Origin of the sequence: Bradyrhizobium sp. LCT2, assembly GCF_009931255.1 — a bacterium.
Lineage (GTDB): Bacteria > Pseudomonadota > Alphaproteobacteria > Rhizobiales > Xanthobacteraceae > Bradyrhizobium > Bradyrhizobium diazoefficiens.
This window is the reverse complement of the sequence record NZ_CP034432.1, coordinates 1881089-1898533: the sequence shown is the minus strand read 5'-3', so window position 1 is coordinate 1898533 and position 17445 is coordinate 1881089. Positions and strand designations below refer to the sequence as shown.

At 60.1% G+C, this 17445-nt stretch carries 18 protein-coding genes; 12 read left to right on the top strand and 6 right to left on the bottom strand.

The window, feature by feature from the left end; all coding sequences use genetic code 11:
* Positions 1-90 precede the first annotated feature (90 nt).
* The 3 genes from EI171_RS09580 to EI171_RS09570 are packed head-to-tail and all read right to left on the bottom strand — an operon-like array spanning position 91 to position 2584.
* Positions 91-1095, bottom strand: a complete 1005-nt coding sequence (locus tag EI171_RS09580) for an NrtA/SsuA/CpmA family ABC transporter substrate-binding protein (protein ID WP_161533209.1) — start codon at positions 1093-1095, stop codon at positions 91-93.
* 17 nt (positions 1096-1112) lie between these two features.
* Positions 1113-1841: an ABC transporter ATP-binding protein gene (locus EI171_RS09575; protein WP_161533208.1), complete on the bottom strand. Its 729-nt coding sequence runs from the start codon at positions 1839-1841 to the stop codon at positions 1113-1115.
* The gene (locus EI171_RS09570) at positions 1838-2584 is read right to left on the bottom strand and encodes an ABC transporter permease subunit (RefSeq protein ID WP_246740617.1); all 747 of its coding nucleotides are present in this window, start codon (positions 2582-2584) and stop codon (positions 1838-1840) included. The genes EI171_RS09575 and EI171_RS09570 overlap by 4 nt, the downstream gene beginning before the upstream one ends.
* A gap of 397 nt (positions 2585-2981) precedes the next feature.
* On the opposite strand from EI171_RS09570, the gene EI171_RS09565 reads away from it, so the two are divergent.
* From EI171_RS09565 to EI171_RS09535, 9 genes are all read left to right on the top strand, one after another.
* Positions 2982-4070: an LLM class flavin-dependent oxidoreductase gene (locus EI171_RS09565; protein ID WP_161533207.1), complete on the top strand. Its 1089-nt coding sequence runs from the start codon at positions 2982-2984 to the stop codon at positions 4068-4070.
* 1630 nt (positions 4071-5700) lie between these two features.
* Positions 5701-5910 (top strand): hypothetical protein, encoded by a 210-nt coding sequence (locus EI171_RS09560; RefSeq protein WP_097669670.1) that lies wholly within the window; start codon positions 5701-5703, stop codon positions 5908-5910.
* A 911-nt stretch (positions 5911-6821) separates the two neighbouring features.
* A complete protein-coding gene (locus EI171_RS09555; protein ID WP_371740490.1) occupies positions 6822-7685 on the top strand; it encodes a tyrosine-type recombinase/integrase in 864 nt (287 codons plus the stop codon).
* Complete coding sequence (locus tag EI171_RS46660) at positions 7655-7969, top strand: tyrosine-type recombinase/integrase (RefSeq protein WP_371740489.1); 315 nt, start codon at positions 7655-7657, stop codon at positions 7967-7969. Before EI171_RS09555 ends, EI171_RS46660 begins: the two co-directional genes overlap by 31 nt.
* 541 nt (positions 7970-8510) lie before the next feature.
* Entirely contained in the window at positions 8511-9248 is a 738-nt protein-coding gene (locus EI171_RS09550) for an AAA family ATPase (protein WP_246740476.1), read from the top strand.
* A gap of 49 nt (positions 9249-9297) precedes the next feature.
* Positions 9298-10326 carry a hypothetical protein gene (locus EI171_RS44625; protein ID WP_202633121.1) on the top strand — a complete coding sequence of 343 codons (1029 nt, stop codon included), beginning with the start codon at positions 9298-9300 and terminating at the stop codon, positions 10324-10326.
* 384 nt (positions 10327-10710) lie between these two features.
* Positions 10711-11688 carry a S8 family serine peptidase gene (locus EI171_RS46655; RefSeq protein WP_371740488.1) on the top strand — a complete coding sequence of 326 codons (978 nt, stop codon included), beginning with the start codon at positions 10711-10713 and terminating at the stop codon, positions 11686-11688.
* 3 nt (positions 11689-11691) lie between these two features.
* A complete protein-coding gene (locus EI171_RS09540; protein WP_161533206.1) occupies positions 11692-12180 on the top strand; it encodes a hypothetical protein in 489 nt (162 codons plus the stop codon).
* 24 nt (positions 12181-12204) lie between these two features.
* Positions 12205-12711 (top strand): thermonuclease family protein, encoded by a 507-nt coding sequence (locus tag EI171_RS09535; protein ID WP_371740486.1) that lies wholly within the window; start codon positions 12205-12207, stop codon positions 12709-12711.
* Positions 12712-13110: 399 nt separating this feature from the next.
* On the opposite strand, the gene EI171_RS09530 is transcribed toward EI171_RS09535, so the two are convergent.
* Positions 13111-13431, bottom strand: a complete 321-nt coding sequence (locus tag EI171_RS09530) for a LexA family protein (protein ID WP_371740233.1) — start codon at positions 13429-13431, stop codon at positions 13111-13113.
* On the opposite strand from EI171_RS09530, the gene EI171_RS09525 reads away from it, so the two are divergent.
* Positions 13430-14551: an IS630 family transposase gene (locus EI171_RS09525; protein WP_161532241.1), complete on the top strand. Its 1122-nt coding sequence runs from the start codon at positions 13430-13432 to the stop codon at positions 14549-14551. The genes EI171_RS09530 and EI171_RS09525 overlap by 2 nt on opposite strands.
* A gap of 143 nt (positions 14552-14694) precedes the next feature.
* On the opposite strand, the gene EI171_RS45425 is transcribed toward EI171_RS09525, so the two are convergent.
* The gene (locus EI171_RS45425; protein WP_246740475.1) at positions 14695-15021 is read right to left on the bottom strand and encodes a PilZ domain-containing protein; all 327 of its coding nucleotides are present in this window, start codon (positions 15019-15021) and stop codon (positions 14695-14697) included.
* Positions 15022-15451: 430 nt separating this feature from the next.
* Here EI171_RS45425 and EI171_RS09515 point away from each other — a divergent pair, with 430 nt between their 5' ends.
* Together EI171_RS09515 and EI171_RS44620 are read left to right on the top strand one after the other, a co-directional pair.
* A complete protein-coding gene (locus EI171_RS09515) occupies positions 15452-15871 on the top strand; it encodes a hypothetical protein (RefSeq protein ID WP_143279318.1) in 420 nt (139 codons plus the stop codon).
* Positions 15872-15973: 102 nt separating this feature from the next.
* Complete coding sequence (locus EI171_RS44620) at positions 15974-16150, top strand: hypothetical protein (protein ID WP_179879972.1); 177 nt, start codon at positions 15974-15976, stop codon at positions 16148-16150.
* 1015 nt (positions 16151-17165) lie between these two features.
* Here the strand turns inward: EI171_RS44620 and EI171_RS09510 are convergent.
* Entirely contained in the window at positions 17166-17345 is a 180-nt protein-coding gene (locus EI171_RS09510; RefSeq protein WP_143279317.1) for a hypothetical protein, read from the bottom strand.
* Positions 17346-17445 lie beyond the last annotated feature (100 nt).

The window sequence follows — 17445 nt, the reverse complement described above, 5'->3', positions numbered from 1 at the left end:
AGTTCCGGAGAGCCGGCCTTGAGCGGCTCCGACGGCGTGAGGGAGAGCGTGGATAGGTCTTGTTCATTGCCTTGACCGGCTGGAGGGCTCTCAAAGCTGGGCGAGATGATTGGCCACCCTGACCGGCTCGGGCAGAACCTTGCGGGCGACGAGCCAGTCGGCGGCCTTTTGCAGCTCGCTGACGAACTGCTCGTCATTGACCGCGAAATAGCGATACTGGCGCTTCAGCGCGATGAACTGGTCGCGGAGCTCATCGCTGTACTTGCCGGTCTTCTGCGCGATGTACTCGGCGTCCTTGGCGTTCTCCGAAGCCCATTTCCCTTCGGCGCGGAACGCATCGTTCACGGCCCGCACCAGCGCGGGATTGTCCGTCGCGAATTTGCGAGTGGTCAGGTAGGACGTGTAGTCGATCTGGAATTCGAGATCGCGGCCTTCCAGGAAGATGTCGTGCGCCTTGTATTCAAGCCGGGCGATATCGACGCCGGGGCTCCACATCGACCAGGCGTCGACCTTGCCGGAGGCAAGTGCCGGCGCGGCATCAGGCGGATTGAGATAGACGAACTTCACCGCGGAACGGTCAACCTTGTGCTTCTCCAGCGCGGCGACCAGCAGGAATTCTCCAAGGCCGGAGCGGTTGACCGCAACTGACTTGCCGACGAGGTCTTCGACCTTGTCGATGCCGGAGCCGTCCTTGGCAATGATCGCCGTGGTGCGGGGCTCGTAGACCACGAACTGTGTGAACACCAGCGGCGAGCCTGCAATGATGGCGGCGAGAGCCGGGGTCGTGCTGCCGCCGAAGCTGAAGTCGGCGCTTCCGCCCGTGACCGCCTGCAGGGTCGGCGCATGGTTCGGGAAGGGGCCGAGCCATTCGACCTTGATGCCGTCCTTGGCCAGCACTTTCTCGAACTCGCCACGCTCCTTGGCGATCAGGTTGAGGCCGCTCAAGCCCCAGGTCAGGCAAACTGTGTCGGTGGTCCGGCCAGGTGCGGCTTGGGCGAATTCGCTGATATTCATGCCAGCGAGCGCGCCAATGCCAAAAGCTGCGGAGCCGAGGAAGCTGCGCCGGGATGGTTTGGCGGATGAAAAGTCGGACATGTCGGCCTTCCGGATGACTAGCTGTGAGAATGGGGGACCACGCCAAGCTCGCCGAGGAGATCGGCGCGCGAGATAGGTGTCGAGCCGTCACGCACGGCGCGATGCTCGAAAGCGATCGCGCCGTTGCGCATCACGAGGATCCGATCGGCGAGGGTGATCGCTTCGTCGACATCGTGGGTGACGAGCAGGACGCCCGGCTGATGATCGGCCACCAGTTCGCGGACCAACTGGTGCATGCGGATACGGGTCAGCGCATCGAGCGCGGCAAACGGCTCGTCAAGCAGCAGAAGCTCGGGCTGCTGCACCAGCGCGCGGGCGAGGGCGACCCGCTGGGCTTGCCCGCCGGAGAGATGGCGGGGCCAGTCTTCGAGCCTGTCACCGAGGCCGACCTCGGTAAGCGCTTCGGCGGCGCGCTCGCGAGGATCCGGAACCTGCAAGCCAAGCGCCACGTTGTGCCAAAGATTGTCCCACGGCAGGAGCCGATGCTCCTGAAACACCACGGCCGGCCGGCGGGGTGCCACGATACGACCACGCTGGATGGGATCGAGCCCAGCCAGCGCCCGTAACAGCGTTGTCTTGCCGCACCCGCTCTCGCCGAGCAGGGCGACGAACTCCCCACGATCGATGCGCAGGTTCAATTTCTCGATCACGACGCGGCTGCCGTAGCTGCGGACGAGGTTGCTGACAACGACAGCCGGTCCGGATTCGAATGGCGTAGAAGACTGCGGAGCGACGTGCACGTTCATCGCTCCGCTCCGTAGTTCGGATGCCAGGCGAGGAGGCGACGTTCGAGAAAGCGGGCAATGGCGTCGGCCGCGACGCCGATCAGCGCGTAGATCACGATCGTCAGGACGATCACATCTGTGCGCAGAAATTCGCGCGCATCCATCGCGAGGAAGCCGATCCCCGATTGGGCACCGATGGTTTCAGCCACCACCAGCGCGAGCCAGGCCGTGGCCAGGGCATAGCGGACGCCGGTCAGGATCGAGGGCAACGCGCCGGGAAGGATGATGCGTCTGATCAGCTGGATCGAGCTCAGGCCCTGGACCCGACCAAGTTCGAGCAACTTGGGATCGACCTGGCGGATGCCGAGCACGGTGTTGATGTAGATCGGGAACGTGACGCCGAGCGCGACAAGGAAGATCTTTTCCGCTTCGCCGACGCCCAGCCAGACGATGACGAGGGGGAGCGCGGCGAGGAAAGGGACGGCCCTGATCATCTGCACGCTGCGGTCGATCGCGGCCTCCGCGATTCGCGAGAAGCCGACAAGAACGCCCAGCGTGGCGCCAACCGCAGCACCGACCGCAAAGCCGGCTGCGGCACGCAGCAGGCTGACGCCAAGGTCGTTCAACAGGCTCCCGGTGGTCGCAAGCTTGAATGCTGTTCGGATGACCTTGCTCGGCGCGGGCAGAACCTGTGGCGAAAGCCATCCCGCCTGTGCAAGCGCCTCCCAGACAATGACGAGTAGCACGGGCGCGATCCAGGACAGGAGCTGAAGGCCGCGAGCACCAAGCTTGCTTCCTCGCGCCGGCGATTGAACGCTGCCCTGCGATGACGGCGCGTCATCCGCACCGATCACCGTGTAGTCGATTTGGCTCAGTTCGATATTGCTCAAGACGTGAGACCCCGTTCCACGCACTGCATCTGATGCAGGAGGTGCGATTCCAACAACTTGCCATCCGCGGAAAATGTCCCACGAAATGGGCTCGACAGAAATAGAGCACTATTTCAATTGTCGTTCGCTCAGGAGTGATCTGCTGCCGTCACGGCACCGGTGCGCGACAAAGAAAATCTTTTGAGGTGGATGTGCTTGATCTTTCGTCAGCCCGCGGCGAGAACGCGTACCGATGCGATGGCATAGCGAGAGAAAGTTGCGGGAGAGCATGATGGCGATTGCACCCATTCGTTTCGGCATCTGGGCGCTGGTGCATGGGCCGCGAGCTGCGCACCATGACCCGGAAGAGCCCTATGATGCGTCATGGGAGCGTAATCGGGATCTGGTGCTCGCAGCCGAAGAGCTCGGTTATGACTCTACGCTGATCGCGCAACATACGATCAATCCACATCAGGAAGATCTCGATCAACTTGAGGCCTGGAGCGCCGCGGCGGCAATTGCGGCGCTGACCACTCGAATCGAGATCATCGCCGCGATCAAGCCCTATCTCTATCATCCCGTCGTGCTGGCGAAGCTCGCACTCGGCATCGAGAACATCAGCCGCGGCCGCTTTGCGATCAACCTCGTCAATGCCTGGAACCGCCCGGAATTGGAGAAGGCGGGGATTGGCTTTCCAGATCATGACGCTCGGTATGCTTACGGCACGGAATGGATCTCGGTCGTCTCGCGCCTGATGGAGGGTGAACGCCTCAACTACAGAGGCGATCACTTCAACGTCTCCAACTATGCGCTGCGCCCGACCAGCCTGTACCGCAAGCGCCCTGCCATCTATGTCGGCGGAGAATCCGAGCCAGCGCGCGACCTGGTCGCTGGCCATGGTGACGTCTGGTTCATCAATGGTCAGCCCCTGGAGGATGTGGCCGGCCTGATCGCCAATGTCGCCGCGCGTCCGCGGGGTGCGGCGCCGCTTCGTTTCGGTCTGTCGGCCTTCGTCGTCGCGCGCGAAACCCGGGAGCAGGCGCAGGCGGCCTATGAGCGGCTGCTTAGCCTGGCTGCAAAGGATGCACCGATGAGGGCCATCCAGAAGCAGAATACCGACCCCAAGGTCGTGATGATGCAGACGATGCAGAAGACGCCGCGCGTCGGCAGCAATGGCGGCACGGCAGCGGGACTGGTCGGGAGCTATGACGAGGTCGCAGCGCGCATCGAGGCCTTCCATGCAGCCGGCATTGAGCTCTTCATGCTGCAATTCCAGCCGTTCGAGGCCGAGATGCGCCGATTTGCGCTCGAGGTGATCCCGCGCGTGCGGGCGAAGCAACCCACCGGGCCCGCCGAGCGGCTGGCCCGGTCCCTTGGCTAGATCTCTGCGGCGGTTGGGTCGACGCGACTTCCGGCGCCTGTTTCGCGTAGCGACTAAACAAAGTGGTCGCGAGCAGAGAGCCGGTGTATTCCATCCAGAACAGCTCGCGCTTCTGAAGAATGGGGTACGCACCGTCGACGTAGGTCTCGGGTCCTGGGAACGTATTGGCGATCAACCACTTCGTGCCCATCCAGGTTTGATGTCAAAGCGAGCTTTGATTGTTCCGCTAATCATCTCGGGAAGTGAAGCATGGCTATCCCCTCGATCCCATCGATCCCATCGAGCGGGTCATTGTCTGTCTGCTGCAAAACGGCGCATACAGTCTATGTCGTCCCGGTAGGCGTCAGAAGCCTTGCATTCGAAGCGAAGGGTATGACCCAGGCGGCGACCATCGCTGGGTCTGGTTTGTGCAGGTGTTGGACCGATTCTGCCTGCAACGGCTGCAGACGGCAGGCGCAAGCTATCCGCCGCGCGCCGCGACCACCCAGGAAGCGTCAGCTTATCGCCATGTCGTCGCCGAATTCGCGGACGCGACTCGAAAACTCGTGGTGCCGCATCTCGGATAGTTTGCGCAGTCCGCTTTGTGAGAAAGATATTCTTCGGTGCCCTATGGGCAGACGGAGCCAATCCGTTCGGCCCCAGCGGGTTGGGCAATGTGCCGGGATGAACTCAGTTTTCGGACGGCAGCCTCAAGCTCGTTGCCATCGCCACAACGGAGGCATGTGGTCGTCTGAGATTGCGGGCAATCTTGCTCGTCGGCAGTCCTCGATCGACCATGCCTCGCAGCTTATGCTTTTCTACTGCGGTCCAAGGACGTTCATTTGAGGGGCTGGAGCGTGGTGACGGCTCGCTGTCTGCTGTGCTCTTGCGTGGCGATGGGGCGTGCATGAAAACTCCATGAAAGCGCGTGATCGAGCCATCATCGTGACCTTCCAGTCAATATCCATCCTCAAATAAAGATGATTTGTTTGCCGACATGATGTGTCCCGCGGAGTTTTGCCTCAGTGAAAAGAGCACTTTGGCAATAGCGTTCCTCGACGCGACAGTTGTCGCCAACGATGTTCGGTAAGCTCGCCGCAATGGCGAGAACGGATATCCGGCTATTCGACGGCTTCGCCGAAACAGATCTATGTCACTGAAATTTTGGACGCTCCATAGCGGGATCGAACTCCTGCTTCAGCCTTAAGAGGACGACGGCAAATTTCGCTGTAGCTGTTGCAATGTTGCACAGGAACTAATTGGAACGTCTGACTCTGAGGATTTGAAGTTTCGCTTCCACCGGCGCTTCTGAGGTTGCCGTACAGGGCCAAGCGAGCACGGGACGGCAGGCTACGAGCTTGCCAACGACGCTTCCGATCCGTCCGATTTGTACGCTACCGCGCGCAGGAGTTGGCCGCGGCATCAGAAGCCCTTTGTTTGGCACCGAAGGCGATATAGATCACGCATCCTGGGCAAAAGGGTTACGCGCAGAAGGCGTTGAACAAGTCAGCGGGAACTCGTCAACTACCGCAAAAGCGGCGCCTTTCTGTAAGCCCGCATCGGCAAAAGAGTCGCACTAGGAAAATGCTCATCTCACTCAGCCAGGCTTGAGCCGATTATGGGGAGATCATCGAAGCACATGCAGGGACTCATGGTTGACAATGATAACAGCAACCGGCGCCGAATCGTCGAATTCAAGGACGGTTGCCGGTATGGCAAATTCGGAAAGACTAAGGCTTATGAGCTGATCGCCCTCGAGAGGATCAGGGCCTACAAAATGGGAGGCAAGACCATGATCGACCTCGACAGCGTGGATGAATATCACGCTTCGCTGCCGAGGGTCGAAACGAGAGCGGGCTAGGCCGCCGATCTTTTCAGCGAGACGGCGGGCGCACTGTCGCGCAGGCTTATCGAGGCGATCAGACTAATACTGCATTAAACGCACGCGCTCGACCCAATAGGCAGCACGGTTATAGATGACGGGGATGTTCTTGTTGTCGCCCTTGCCGGGGTGGCCCCGCACCAACACCTTGCGCTGCGGCGCTTTCGTGCTCCGTGTCGTGGGCGAGTTAGGCTTCCACTACATCGTCGTCGAACGCGCCCTCATCGCTTGAGCTGGGTCGACGCGGTCGAACTGGAGCCGCGCGCGCAGTGATCACCGCCGGGGGCAGTACTGCAGTCCACGATCCGCAGCGTCTTGTTCAGGTGTTGTCGGACATTGCCGCCATCGGCATTGGACGTGCAGCGCGTCGAGGATCAGCGCTCTCTGCGTCGGCTTCGCGTGCACGTGACAAAGACCCGCCATCGACTTCGCGATAATCATGTTAGGTCGATCCCGTCGAGAATTCGAAGCAATGCTGGGTTCGATTCCGGTCGCGCGGCGATTGTGGGGTCCGCCGCCGAGGAGCCTCTTTGGCGACCAACAGCGCTTGTCAGTTTGTTGGTATTTTTGTTGGCATCGGTCACAACTGATGCTAAAAACCACTTTAGTTGCATATGGTTATGGGATTAAGCGGTATCGGCCAGGGCACCAATAGTTCATTCCCCCACTTTCGCTGACCTTCGCTCGCGTGATAGAAATGCTTGAAAATAAGCAGTTTTCTATTCGCCGACCTTCGCGATCGCTCGCGACCAACCGCCCATTTTGTTGGTAGGACTGTTGGTAGGCCCGATCGGTGTGTTGGTAGCACTGGGGGACCCCTCATATGCCCCTGCCGCTCTGCCAAGCCCAAGACCAACGCCTACAAGGTCAGCGACGGCGGTGGTCTACACATGCTTGTCGAGACCAACGGTTCGCGGCTATGGCGGCAAGCTTATCGGTTCGACGGAAAGCAGAAGCTGATCGCACTCGGTGCTTACCCGACTGTGAGCCTCGCCGAGCCTCGCAATGCGCGCGACGCCAACAAGGCTCTCTTGGCGAAAGGGGTTGACCCATCGGCACAGAGGAAGCTCGATCGAACAGCTGCCCGCCTTGCCCGGACCAACACCTTCCGGATCATCGCCGACGAACTGGTGGCCAAGTTCGAGGTTGAGGGAGACGATCCCAAGACCCTCAAGAAAAAGAAATGGCTGGTCGACCTGCTGTGCGCTGAGATCGGGGATCGCCCCATTGCGGAAATAGCGGCTCCGGAATTGTTGGATGCTTTGAAAAAGATCGAACGCCGCGGCCGGTATGAGAGCGCGCGACGCGCTCGCAGCCTCTCCGGCCGCATCTTCCGCTATGCGATAGTGACGGGCCGCGCCGCGCGCGACCCATCGGCCGACCTCGCCGGCGCCCTCATCGCGCCGAAGGTCCAGCATCGCGCATCCATCACCGAACCAAAAGCAGTCGGCGCCCTGCTCCGCGCCATCGACGACATTGACGGTCAGGCCACCACGCGCGCCGCGTTGCAGCTGATCGCGCTAACCTTCGTCCGGCCGGGCGAGCTTCGCCACGCTGAATGGACTGAATTCGACACCGACAACGCCATCTGGGACATTCCGGCGCAAAAGATGAAGATGCCCCGGCCGCACAAGGTACCGCTTTCTCGACAGGCACTCGCGTTGATCGCGGCCCTCCGCGAGGTAACAGGATCGTCTCGCTTCCTCTTCCCCCAAATCCGGTCGTGGCATCGCCCATTTCAGACAACACCCTGAACGCCGCCCTCCGCCGGCTCGGCTACGACAAGACCCAGATGACGGCGCACGGCTTCCGCTCCACGGCGTCGACCCTCCTCAATGAAAGCCGCCGGTGGCATCACGACGCGATCGAACGGCAGCTTGCCCACCAAGACAATGATGAGGTCCGGGCCGCCTACAACTCGGCGCAGTATTGGGATGAGCGGGTTCGCATGATGCAGTGGTGGGCCGATCGTCCGGACGACCTGAGGCGCTCCGGTTTGGTCGTACCGATCAAGGCCGGTCGACGATCGGCGACGTGACGCCGCCGCTGAGGCAAGCCAACAGACGACTATTCTGTACGCGTTCTCAATATCTTAATTCGCTTCGAAGATGCTAGGTGACCAAAACGGGCGTTAGCGCCGGCCGGTCAGGAACGCCAGCCGGCGCCCAGTTGTTCACAAGGAAGCGCCTTTCGTAGCAGTGTCGAGACGCTAAAATATCCGTATAGGTTGTCCATTATGGCCAAAAGCGATCTCCTAGTCTCACTCGTGCGCGCCGGCGTTGCCGGCGATAAGCCCATGCTGCGCTCCACTGTTGAGGCGATCGTCGCTGACGAGCGCGCCAAGAACCATCATGCGTATGCGGATCGGCTCGAACGCGCGTTGCAAACGGTTGCCGTTACTCCGCCCAGCTTGGCGACATCGTCTCAACGCCCGACCACCGCGGCCGGCCGAGACACAATCCTCGAAGTCACACCGCGCATATCGCTCGACGAATTGGTCCTGCCTTTGCCTGCTCGGGCGGAGGGTCTTCAACTGATCGAAGAGCACGTGCGCGCTGACGTGCTCCGAGCGAGCGGCTATGAGCCGAGACATCGCATTCTTCTGTCGGGGCCCGCCCGGCAACGGCAAGACATCGTTTGCAGAGGCGATCGCTGAGGGGCTTGCGTTACCGTTCTTCGTCGTTCGGTACGACGCGTTGGTTGGAAGCTATCTAGGTGAAACGAACGCGCGCCTTCGCGCGCTGTTCGACTATGCACGTACCCAGCCCTGCGTTCTTTTCTTCGATGAGTTTGACGCGATCGGCAAAGAGCGCGGAGACGACCACGAAACCGGAGAAATAAAGCGGGTTGTTTCATTCCTTTTGATGCAGATCGACAAGCTTCCCAGCTACGTTGTGACCATCGCTGCTACCAACCATGCAGAATTACTCGATCGCGCCGTGTGGCGGCGCTTCCAGCTCAAGCTTTCATTCCCGGCTCCTCAACTCGCGGAAATCGCGCATTTTATCGGGCGACTTTTTGCCGGCTGGCCGGAACGCCCATCACTATCGGCTCAGGAATTGGCTGAAAAGATTGACGCGACTTCATATGCCGAGGTTCTGGACTTCTGTCAGAACGTCCGCCGCCGTCAAATTCTCGGCCTCGGTGAGCTTTCGATCAATTCAGCGATAACGGCCGAACTTGAATATTGGTCGTCGAGGGTAAAACCAGAGAACATTTATGGCGGGCGATCCAACCAAACCACTGTTACGGCTAACGCCGAGCAATCCGACCGCAAGACCGGCCGGCAAGCAGCTAAAAATCCCGAAGCCGGCTAAATATTCTCCCGCCGCTCAGAACGCGACCTTCGGCCCACGTTTTCGACGCTTGGATGAAGTGCTTCGCCGGGACCCCTCCGGGCTGACGCTGCGCGCTGACCCCTCTGCGCTCGCACCAGAACGGCTGTTGGTGTTCGAGGTCCGTGGAGCCGTCACAAACTTTGCCAACGCAATCAGAAGAATTCCGGGGCTCGAATTAGTCGACGAAGAAGAGCTTGAAGATGATAATCAGGACAAGGCACCTGAAGCGTATCTTTTGGTGCCGGATGCAGCCGCTCTACAGAACATCTTGTCGTTATGGAAGCGATGGACGGCGGGCCAGGAGCTGGGCGCCGGGTTCGCACCATGGCGCGACGTGTTCGCAACGCTTCGTGAAATAAGGACGTGGGGTCCAAGCGACCGCGTCCAAGAAAGCGACAGAGAAATCTTCGGAGAGGAAGTTGAGTTGATGGGCGATGGCGAATTTCTCGCCATCGAAATCGAACTCGTGTTCAGATCGTCTGAAGAGTTGGCGACCGCTGCCGAACACGCAGTCATCGAGAGGATTGGAGGGCTGGGCGGCGCGCTAGTATCAAGAAGCCGGATTGCGGACATTGCTTATCACGCGCTCTTGGCCCGATTGCCCGCACCTGCCGTGCGGCAAATTGTAGAGCGGTCAGAAAACGGCATCAGCGGCATGGATGCTGTAATGCACATCCGGCCGCAAAGTATCGCTTCGCCGGATAGCACAGACGATGCCGCGCAGTCCCCAGCTGACCAAATTGTCCCTACGGCAGACGGCGAACCAATCTTAGCGATACTCGATGGCGTACCCGTCGCTCAACATCCCCTGCTTCGCGGCAGGCTGAATGTTGATGATCTCTTCGGCCTTGAGCCCGCCGCTCTGGTAGCCGAGAGAGTTCACGGGACTGCAATGGCCTCCCTAATTGCGCACGGCGATCGAAATCTTGCAGAGCCGTCGCTAGGCCGCCGCATTCATTTCGTGCCCGTCATGGGCGCAGGCGACCAATTCCCCGAAGATCGGCTTGTCATCGACCTCGTTTACCAAGCAGTTACGGCCATGCGTCGCGCGCAATGACCCCACTGCCCGGTTAGTGCTAATCGTCAATATCTCACTCGGGAACGCGAGAAAGCCCTTCCAAGGTCGGCTGTCGCCGTGGGCACGGCTTCTTGACAGGCTGTCCCATCGATACGGAATTCTCTTTTGCGTGAGTGCGGGCAATCACGTTCAGCCGTTTGATCTCCCGCCTTTTCTGACGATGGCTGAGTACGAAGCCACTGTTCAACCGGGGCGAGCCACGCAAACGCTGACAGCGCTTTCGGCGCTGATAGGATATCGACGCCTCCTTTCGCCCTCCGAAACGATCAACGGAATAACGGTGGGCTCGGCAAACATCGACGCAGTTAGCCCTGCGGAGCGTCGCGGCGCGGCGGGCCGGGCCGGGTTGACCCATTTCAACCGATGGTCACCGCCAACCCATCAAGCGCTTTAGGACCGGGCTTCGCGAACAGCGTGAAGCCAGACATCTTAATGGCGGGTTCTCGCGAACACTTGACGATGGTGGCAAGTGGGGCGGCACTTGCTGTAAGGCCGACAGGAGGAGCGCGACCGCATGGCTTGAGGGTCGCGGCGCCGCCGCGCGACGGGAGCAACAACTGGGAGCACTACACTTGCGGCACGAGTGCTGCATCGGCCTTAGCATCGCGGACGGCACATAGAACTCACGACGCGTTGGAAGAGGCATACGGAGAACAGTTCGTCTCGTTGTCGGAGCACCAACGCTCAGTCATCCTCAAAGCATTGCTGGTCCACACCGCGGCTTGGCCATCAGACAGCGCGGACCTCATAAAGAGCGTGTTAGGTCCTCCTGATGCAAAGCAGCACGTACGACAGAAAGACAACGTCCGACGCTTCCTGGGTTTCGGAATAGTCAGCGCGGAGGATGCGATCTATTGCGCATCAGATCGGGCTACATTCTGGGCGGCAGGAACTCTTGGCTCCGAAACTCGACGTTCGATTACCGTTCCGCTTCCGACCTGCATGAGCGGCCAACCGCTCGCGCATTCCGTACGAGCAACGCTTGCTTGGCTTACTCCGGTCCTTCCCGGACGACAGTCGTATCGATCGGTCAAGCTTTCGCTTTTGGCCCCTGACGAGCTTGGCGGTTTTCGCGTTCTGCTTGCGAAGGCACAACCAGATGCTAATCAGGCCAGCAAAGGAACCGTTTTTTCCAGACGTTGGGACGGCGATAAAGCACCGGCCCTGACCGCGACCTCTTCAATTGAGTTCGTCGTTCAGCGAGAGCCCGACCGCGGAGCCGACGTCGACGAATTGGTCCCGTTTGGGCTAGCGGTGACCGTCGCGATGCCGGGCATTTCCGAAGTCTACAATCAAGCCAGAGCACGCATTGCCCCGGCCGTACCCCTTCGCGCCCGTTAACTTATGCGCTATCTGCCCAGTCCCTTCCTTTTGACGGTACTCGTTGCGCTAGCGTCGATCCCACGCAGCTGGGCCGGCGAGCGATCAGCCGAGACGCCCGAATGCAAGGAAATAACGGCCCGGATCATCGAGCGGACGAATACGCATTTCGATCACTTCTCGCCATCTGGCGGCAGCGTCTTCTTTAAAAGGCCGGACATGGTCCTGATCTGTGACCCCAAGTTCGTGACCTATGTTTCCTTGAACTGGGATGCGAGCGGCTTCCCGCCAGCCGACTGGTTCGTCCTCGCAGCAACGGCCGGAAACGCCGTCACAGGAGCCGACCTTGAGAAATTAGAAGCGGCGGCGCATCGATGCCATCGGGCCGCGCTCAGGGACACAGGTGAACAAGCTGCCGTCGCTCTTCCCAACGCGACGGTCGGATGTCAGGCGTTCACTAGAGTCGGTGGAGGCGTGATTGTAGATGTCGCGATACCTCTGCGAAAGAATTGAGATGGGCGTGACACCGAGCCGCAATTGCCGGCTAACCTCGGTCTTATGGCTACTGGCCTTTTCGTCGTTTTAGCCACACTAGCCGCCGCCTGCCCAACGGCTGCGCATGATATCGTCGGGCGTGCGAGCGTCATCGATGGCGATACGATCGAAATCCACGGCACGCGCATTCGCTTGTGGGGCATCGACGCGCCGGAGCACGATCAGCTTTGCCGCGGCGACGACAGTGAACTCTATCGATGCGGCCAAAAGGCAGCGGCAGCCTTGGCTGGCCTATTTTATGCGATCCCGCGCCCCGTTATCTGTAGGCCCAAAGACCGCGACCAATACGGCCGGACCGTCGCCGTTTGCAAGATCGGAGAGCCGGGCCCGGATATCGCGCATTGGATGGTCTCGAACGGGCATGCGCTCGATTGGCCTAAGTACTCCAACGGCCAATACGTCGAAGCGCAACGGCGCGCCGAGCGCGCCAGCGCCGGCATTGTGGGCCGGAAGCTTTGTCGAACCATGGCGATATCGCTCTTGCATTAGGGCGGGTCAACGGCCATCGAATTCTCAGACGAAACACCGGCCCGATGATGGCCAGCGGCCTGGCCGCCAAGGATGAATGCGGTGGTGAGTGTTCGCACCGCAGCAACGATGATCGTTGCTTGAAATCAGTCTTCCGATAATCTTCTCGCATTAGCGCCCATTCATTTCAGCCCCCTGACGACGGTCGAAGCCTGCCGACAAAATTGCGGTCACGGATGCTAAAACGGGCCGCTGGGCGTCGCCGGCCCGCGCCGCCGTCGACACCATTCGCAAAGCATACCGACCCGAACCGCGAGTTTGCGCGCAGCGCGGAGCTTGGTTGTTCGTGTTCCCGCCGATCTTCATGCTACTCTACGCGATCGTCGAGAAGATGCATGTGAGATGAAAGCTAGTGGTTCATCACAGTGATTTTGACGTTTTGATACCGAGCCATTCGAGGATCGGCAAGCTTTCCGGTGGCACGAGGATTTCGATGCTTCTGGGGACGCCGGGTTGACGTCGGATGAAGCCGTTTCGTTCGAGGGTGACGATCATCTGATGGACCGAAGGCGGGCTGACGCGGAAGTGGCGCTGGATGTCGGCTTCGGCGGGGGACGTCCGAACATATGGGCGTAGGTATGGATGAAGGCCAGGTAATAACCCTGCTTCTCGGTGAAGCGCGCGCCTGATTTTTGACTCATCGTTGGATTCGTCCCGGCCTCCGACAAGGAGGCAAAGCATGAATGTACGTTATCGGGTCGAATTGAGCCAAGCCGAGCGCGACGAACTGACGGCGATGCTCGGCGGCGGCAAGCACGCCGCCCGCAAGCTTAAGCGGGCGCAGATTTTGCTGGCGGCCGATGGAGGCTGCCGCGACGAGGAGATTGCCCGGACCGTGAGTGTCAGCCTCTCCACCGTCGGCCGGACCAGGCGCCGCTTCGTGGAAGGCAATATGGAGCGGGCCCTGAGCGAGGAGCCGCGTCCGGGCGCTGAGCGCAAGCTGACCGGCAAGGAGGAAGCCCTGCTGGTGGCGACCGCATGCGCCAAGCCGCCCGCTGGCTGCAAACGCTGGACGCTGACGCTGCTGGCCGACACGATGGTCAAGCTCACCGATCACAACAGCCTGTCGGGCGAGACCGTGCGTCGCCGGCTGGCCGAGAACGACCTCAAGCCGTGGCGCAGGGACATGTGGTGCATTCCCCATGTCGACGGCGAATACGTTGCCCGCATGGAGGACGTGCTCGACCTCTACGCCGAGACGCAGAATCCCGCCCGGCCGCTGGTCTGCTTCGACGAGACCCCCATCCAGCTGATCGGCGAGGTGCGCCAGCCGGTCCCGGCCCAACCGGGACAGCGCGAGCGCTACGATTACGAGTATCGCCGCAACGGCACCGCCAATCTCTTCGTCACCTTCGATCCACATCGGGGCTGGCGCAACGTCAAGGTCACCGACCGCCGCGCCGCCGTGGACTACGCCCACTGCATGCGTGATCTCGTCGACGTCCATTATCCCGACGCCGCCTGCATCCGTGTCGTGCAGGACAATTTGTCGATCCACAAGCCTGGGGCGCTGTATGAGGCCTTCGCGCCCGCCGAGGCCCGGCGCATCCTGCGCCGCCTCGAATTCCACTTCACCCCGAAGCACGCCAGTTGGCTCAATATGGTCGAGTGCGAGATCAGCGTGCTACAGCGTCAGTGTCTCGGCCGCCGCATCGACGATCCCAAAAGGCTCCGAAACGAGATCGCAGCATGGCAAAAGAGGCGGAATAAAACCCGAGCCCGCATCAAATGGATGTTCACAACAGAAAAAGCCCGCACCAAACTCGGCCGCGCCTATCCAGCCACCGCCAAAGAGTCATAATCACTGTGATGAACCACTAGACAGAAAATTGAGGTGAGCGGCTGCTTTCGCGGCCCGCAGCCGCCCGCGGCTGTAGGATCAAGTGTTCTGCAATCGCCTACAGGTCAATCCGTAAATTCAACGCCGATACGGCTGCCCGAACGCTAGATTAGGCGACAATTTCTTTCGACGCGACCCTTCGCAATCATGAGCTTGAACCGGCCTTTCATACTATGCCCGGCTGATAAGGGCAGCTCGATTGCTGCTCCGTGCTCGGTGATGTCGACGACGCGGCAACAGGTGCTCGATCCGTCGCCGAAGATGTAGGCGACCTCGTTTATTTCGATGCGCTGTTGTCTGCGACGTTCCAGCACTGTTTCTTTCCAGTAGCAACGCGGGCTATCACTCTGCCGAGCGGCAAGGACTTCGCGCTGCGAGCCTAACGAAAAACCCGCCAGCCGCGTAGGGCTGACGGGTTTCCGATTGCCCATGCGTCCCCGCGGTACTCGTCACCAATCCGCGAGAGCAGATCGTATAGCGATAACGGTTGAAGTTGGGTTACCGCTCACGACCTTAAAGTCGTCGTCGTGGCCTAGGAAAAGCAGGGCGGTAAGAAACCGATGCGACAGCAGACAAGTTGAAAGTATGCGCCTTTCGCCCCTCAAACACCCCACCAAGCGGCGGCCCAAGACCGCCGCGATCTTGCCCGCGAAATATCCAGAGCCCGCCCGAATTGGTTAGCGAGTTGTTAATCGGCGCCCGGCACGCTTGCGGTCAGCGCTGCTGATCACCCCCCAAGCCCAAAGGTAGCGCAAGCGATGGCCGGCGGCAGTGATGCCGAGCGGCAGTGGTTCGCCAGCCTCTCAACACGCAAGCGATTGATAATTTGCAGGCCTCATCAGTTACCGCTTTGATGGCGGCGTGCCTCCGCTCACCCGCCGCCGCGGCAAAGATGATCCCAATCGCGAAACGTGGCTGATCTACCTCGGCGACGTGCGGGTCGGTGTGATCAGCCGGCGCTCGGGCGTTCCCAATTCCGCACCGCAATGGGGCTGGTCCTGCGGCTTCTATCCCGGCGTTGACCCGGGCGAGCATCGCAGCGGGATTGCTGAGACCTTCGACCAGGCGCGGGACGGCTTCCAAGCGGCTTGGGACGGGCTCGCAGCGACGCTCACGGAAACATGGCGAGAAGCCCGCGACTGGATGGCTTGGAGAGACCGAATGCACTCGCTCGCGCTCCCGCAGCGCGCGGAAGGCATTCCTCGCTGTTACTGTGGTGACGCGGTCAGCATCCGAACCCTCGATGCACATGGACGTACTGCGCACGCAGCGGCCCGGTAAATTGGTACGGCATAATTATATTCGATAACGATGTTCGCCTCGACCTAATTCGGCGAATATCTTTCGCGACCCTTTTAGTAACGAGTTTCGGGGCGACGCCACATGATCGGTTTTCAAGCCAAACTGGAACGTTTTGAAAGTCTCGCAGCTGAATGCGAGTTGATCGCCAAACGATCGGATGGAAGTAATCGCGAGATGTATCTGCGTGCGAGCGAACACTATCGCGAGTTGGCCAACGACGTACGTGCCCTGATCGCATCGTTCCACGTCGCCGCGTAAATGCCGGCCCATTTTGAAAGCTTCGGATGCTCGCGGCGAAGCAAGCTTCTATCGGTGATGAGAACGCCGGCTGCGCTCCCGCCCCACCCAGCAAGGAAGGAGCGCGCCATGCAGGAACGGCGTCGTTTCGAACAAATCGATCCCCTCGACAAGCGCCTTTCGGAAGAGGCTGTGCGTCTCCGGAAAGAAGCCCCTAGCCACCCCGCCTAGTATCGAACGTGAGCGGCTTATCAGAAGAGCGCGGCAAGCCGAGGTAGCCGCGCACATGCTGGAGTCGGCTTCCTCGCGAGGTCTCCAAGCCCCGAAAAATTCGTCGCTGCGGCGCACTAGTTCGCCTCGCCGCGACGCAGTGCCAAAGGCAGAAGCTGCGAGGTCGGTCCGAAACGAGTTAACCGAAAATTGCGGCTTCTCGTCAATGCTGAGATGGTTGTAATCGCCGCACCGCGGCTCCCTTGGAAGTACCTGTTCCATTTCGATTTTACACTCGGTTGGCAGTCTCCTCGCTGGAGAAGTCCGCTATGTGCAAGGGAATTCTGATTGCGCTCTTGGCGCTCCTCTTCTTAACGACGTACGATCACTATTTGTCAGATGGTCGCTATACCGCAGCCGCGATCGCGATGACGAAACAGATTGGTCGCGCCTACGGCGTCTGAGCCCCCGGCTCGGATTGGCGGTCGCCGAATTTTGAAAGCGAGCCCGTGTACGATGAGCGAATTTCTGCCTTGCCGGCCACTGAGACCATGACCTTCCGAAAATCGATCTACGAACCATTGCATCAACGGCTGTTGAGCGAGCGCAGACAAATCGTTCGGCTAACCTTCTCCGAAATGGAAGAGATACTTAGGAGAAAGCTTCCAGCATCGGCTCACAAATTCACGGCGTGGTGGAGCAACGAAAGCTCCATGAAGGTTGGACATACCCAAGCAAGGGCTTGGATGAACGCGGGCTTTCGCGCGCATGCTTCGATTAAAGATCGCGTCGTCGAATTCCGCCGGGTTTGATCAAGCTATACGGCTTAGCGCTTGTCGAAGGCCTTCGCACGCTGGAACAGCACGGTTTGAAGTCCGGTAATGATCAGCTTGTTCAACGTCTCACAATCGTTTGGCGACAGGTGGGGAAGCTGGCGCGAAGTCTTCCACTGCTCAATGGCGGCGGTCACAGCGGCGCGCAATTCACTATCAGTCGGGCTGGTCATCGGTTGCCCTCAATGCGACCGCCTATAGCTTGGGCCTTTTTGCAGTGAAGGCAATTGAACCTTCGATGTACCGGCTGAGAGTTAGTCAGCGGATTAACGG

Coding starts and splice junctions, on each gene's coding strand:
- EI171_RS09580 (WP_161533209.1), bottom strand. CDS start 1,095: ATGTCCGACTTTTCATCCGCCAAACCATCCCGGCGCAGCTTCCTCGGC.
- EI171_RS09575 (WP_161533208.1), bottom strand. CDS start 1,841: ATGAACGTGCACGTCGCTCCGCAGTCTTCTACGCCATTCGAATCCGGA.
- EI171_RS09565 (WP_161533207.1), top strand. CDS start 2,982: ATGGCGATTGCACCCATTCGTTTCGGCATCTGGGCGCTGGTGCATGGG.
- EI171_RS09560 (WP_097669670.1), top strand. CDS start 5,701: ATGGTTGACAATGATAACAGCAACCGGCGCCGAATCGTCGAATTCAAG.
- EI171_RS09555 (WP_371740490.1), top strand. CDS start 6,822: ATGCTTGTCGAGACCAACGGTTCGCGGCTATGGCGGCAAGCTTATCGG.
- EI171_RS09550 (WP_246740476.1), top strand. CDS start 8,511: ATGAGCCGAGACATCGCATTCTTCTGTCGGGGCCCGCCCGGCAACGGC.
- EI171_RS46655 (WP_371740488.1), top strand. CDS start 10,711: ATGGTCACCGCCAACCCATCAAGCGCTTTAGGACCGGGCTTCGCGAAC.
- EI171_RS09540 (WP_161533206.1), top strand. CDS start 11,692: ATGCGCTATCTGCCCAGTCCCTTCCTTTTGACGGTACTCGTTGCGCTA.
- EI171_RS09525 (WP_161532241.1), top strand. CDS start 13,430: ATGAATGTACGTTATCGGGTCGAATTGAGCCAAGCCGAGCGCGACGAA.
- EI171_RS09530 (WP_371740233.1), bottom strand. CDS start 13,431: ATGCTTTGCCTCCTTGTCGGAGGCCGGGACGAATCCAACGATGAGTCA.
- EI171_RS45425 (WP_246740475.1), bottom strand. CDS start 15,021: ATGGGCAATCGGAAACCCGTCAGCCCTACGCGGCTGGCGGGTTTTTCG.
- EI171_RS44620 (WP_179879972.1), top strand. CDS start 15,974: ATGATCGGTTTTCAAGCCAAACTGGAACGTTTTGAAAGTCTCGCAGCT.
- EI171_RS09510 (WP_143279317.1), bottom strand. CDS start 17,345: ATGACCAGCCCGACTGATAGTGAATTGCGCGCCGCTGTGACCGCCGCC.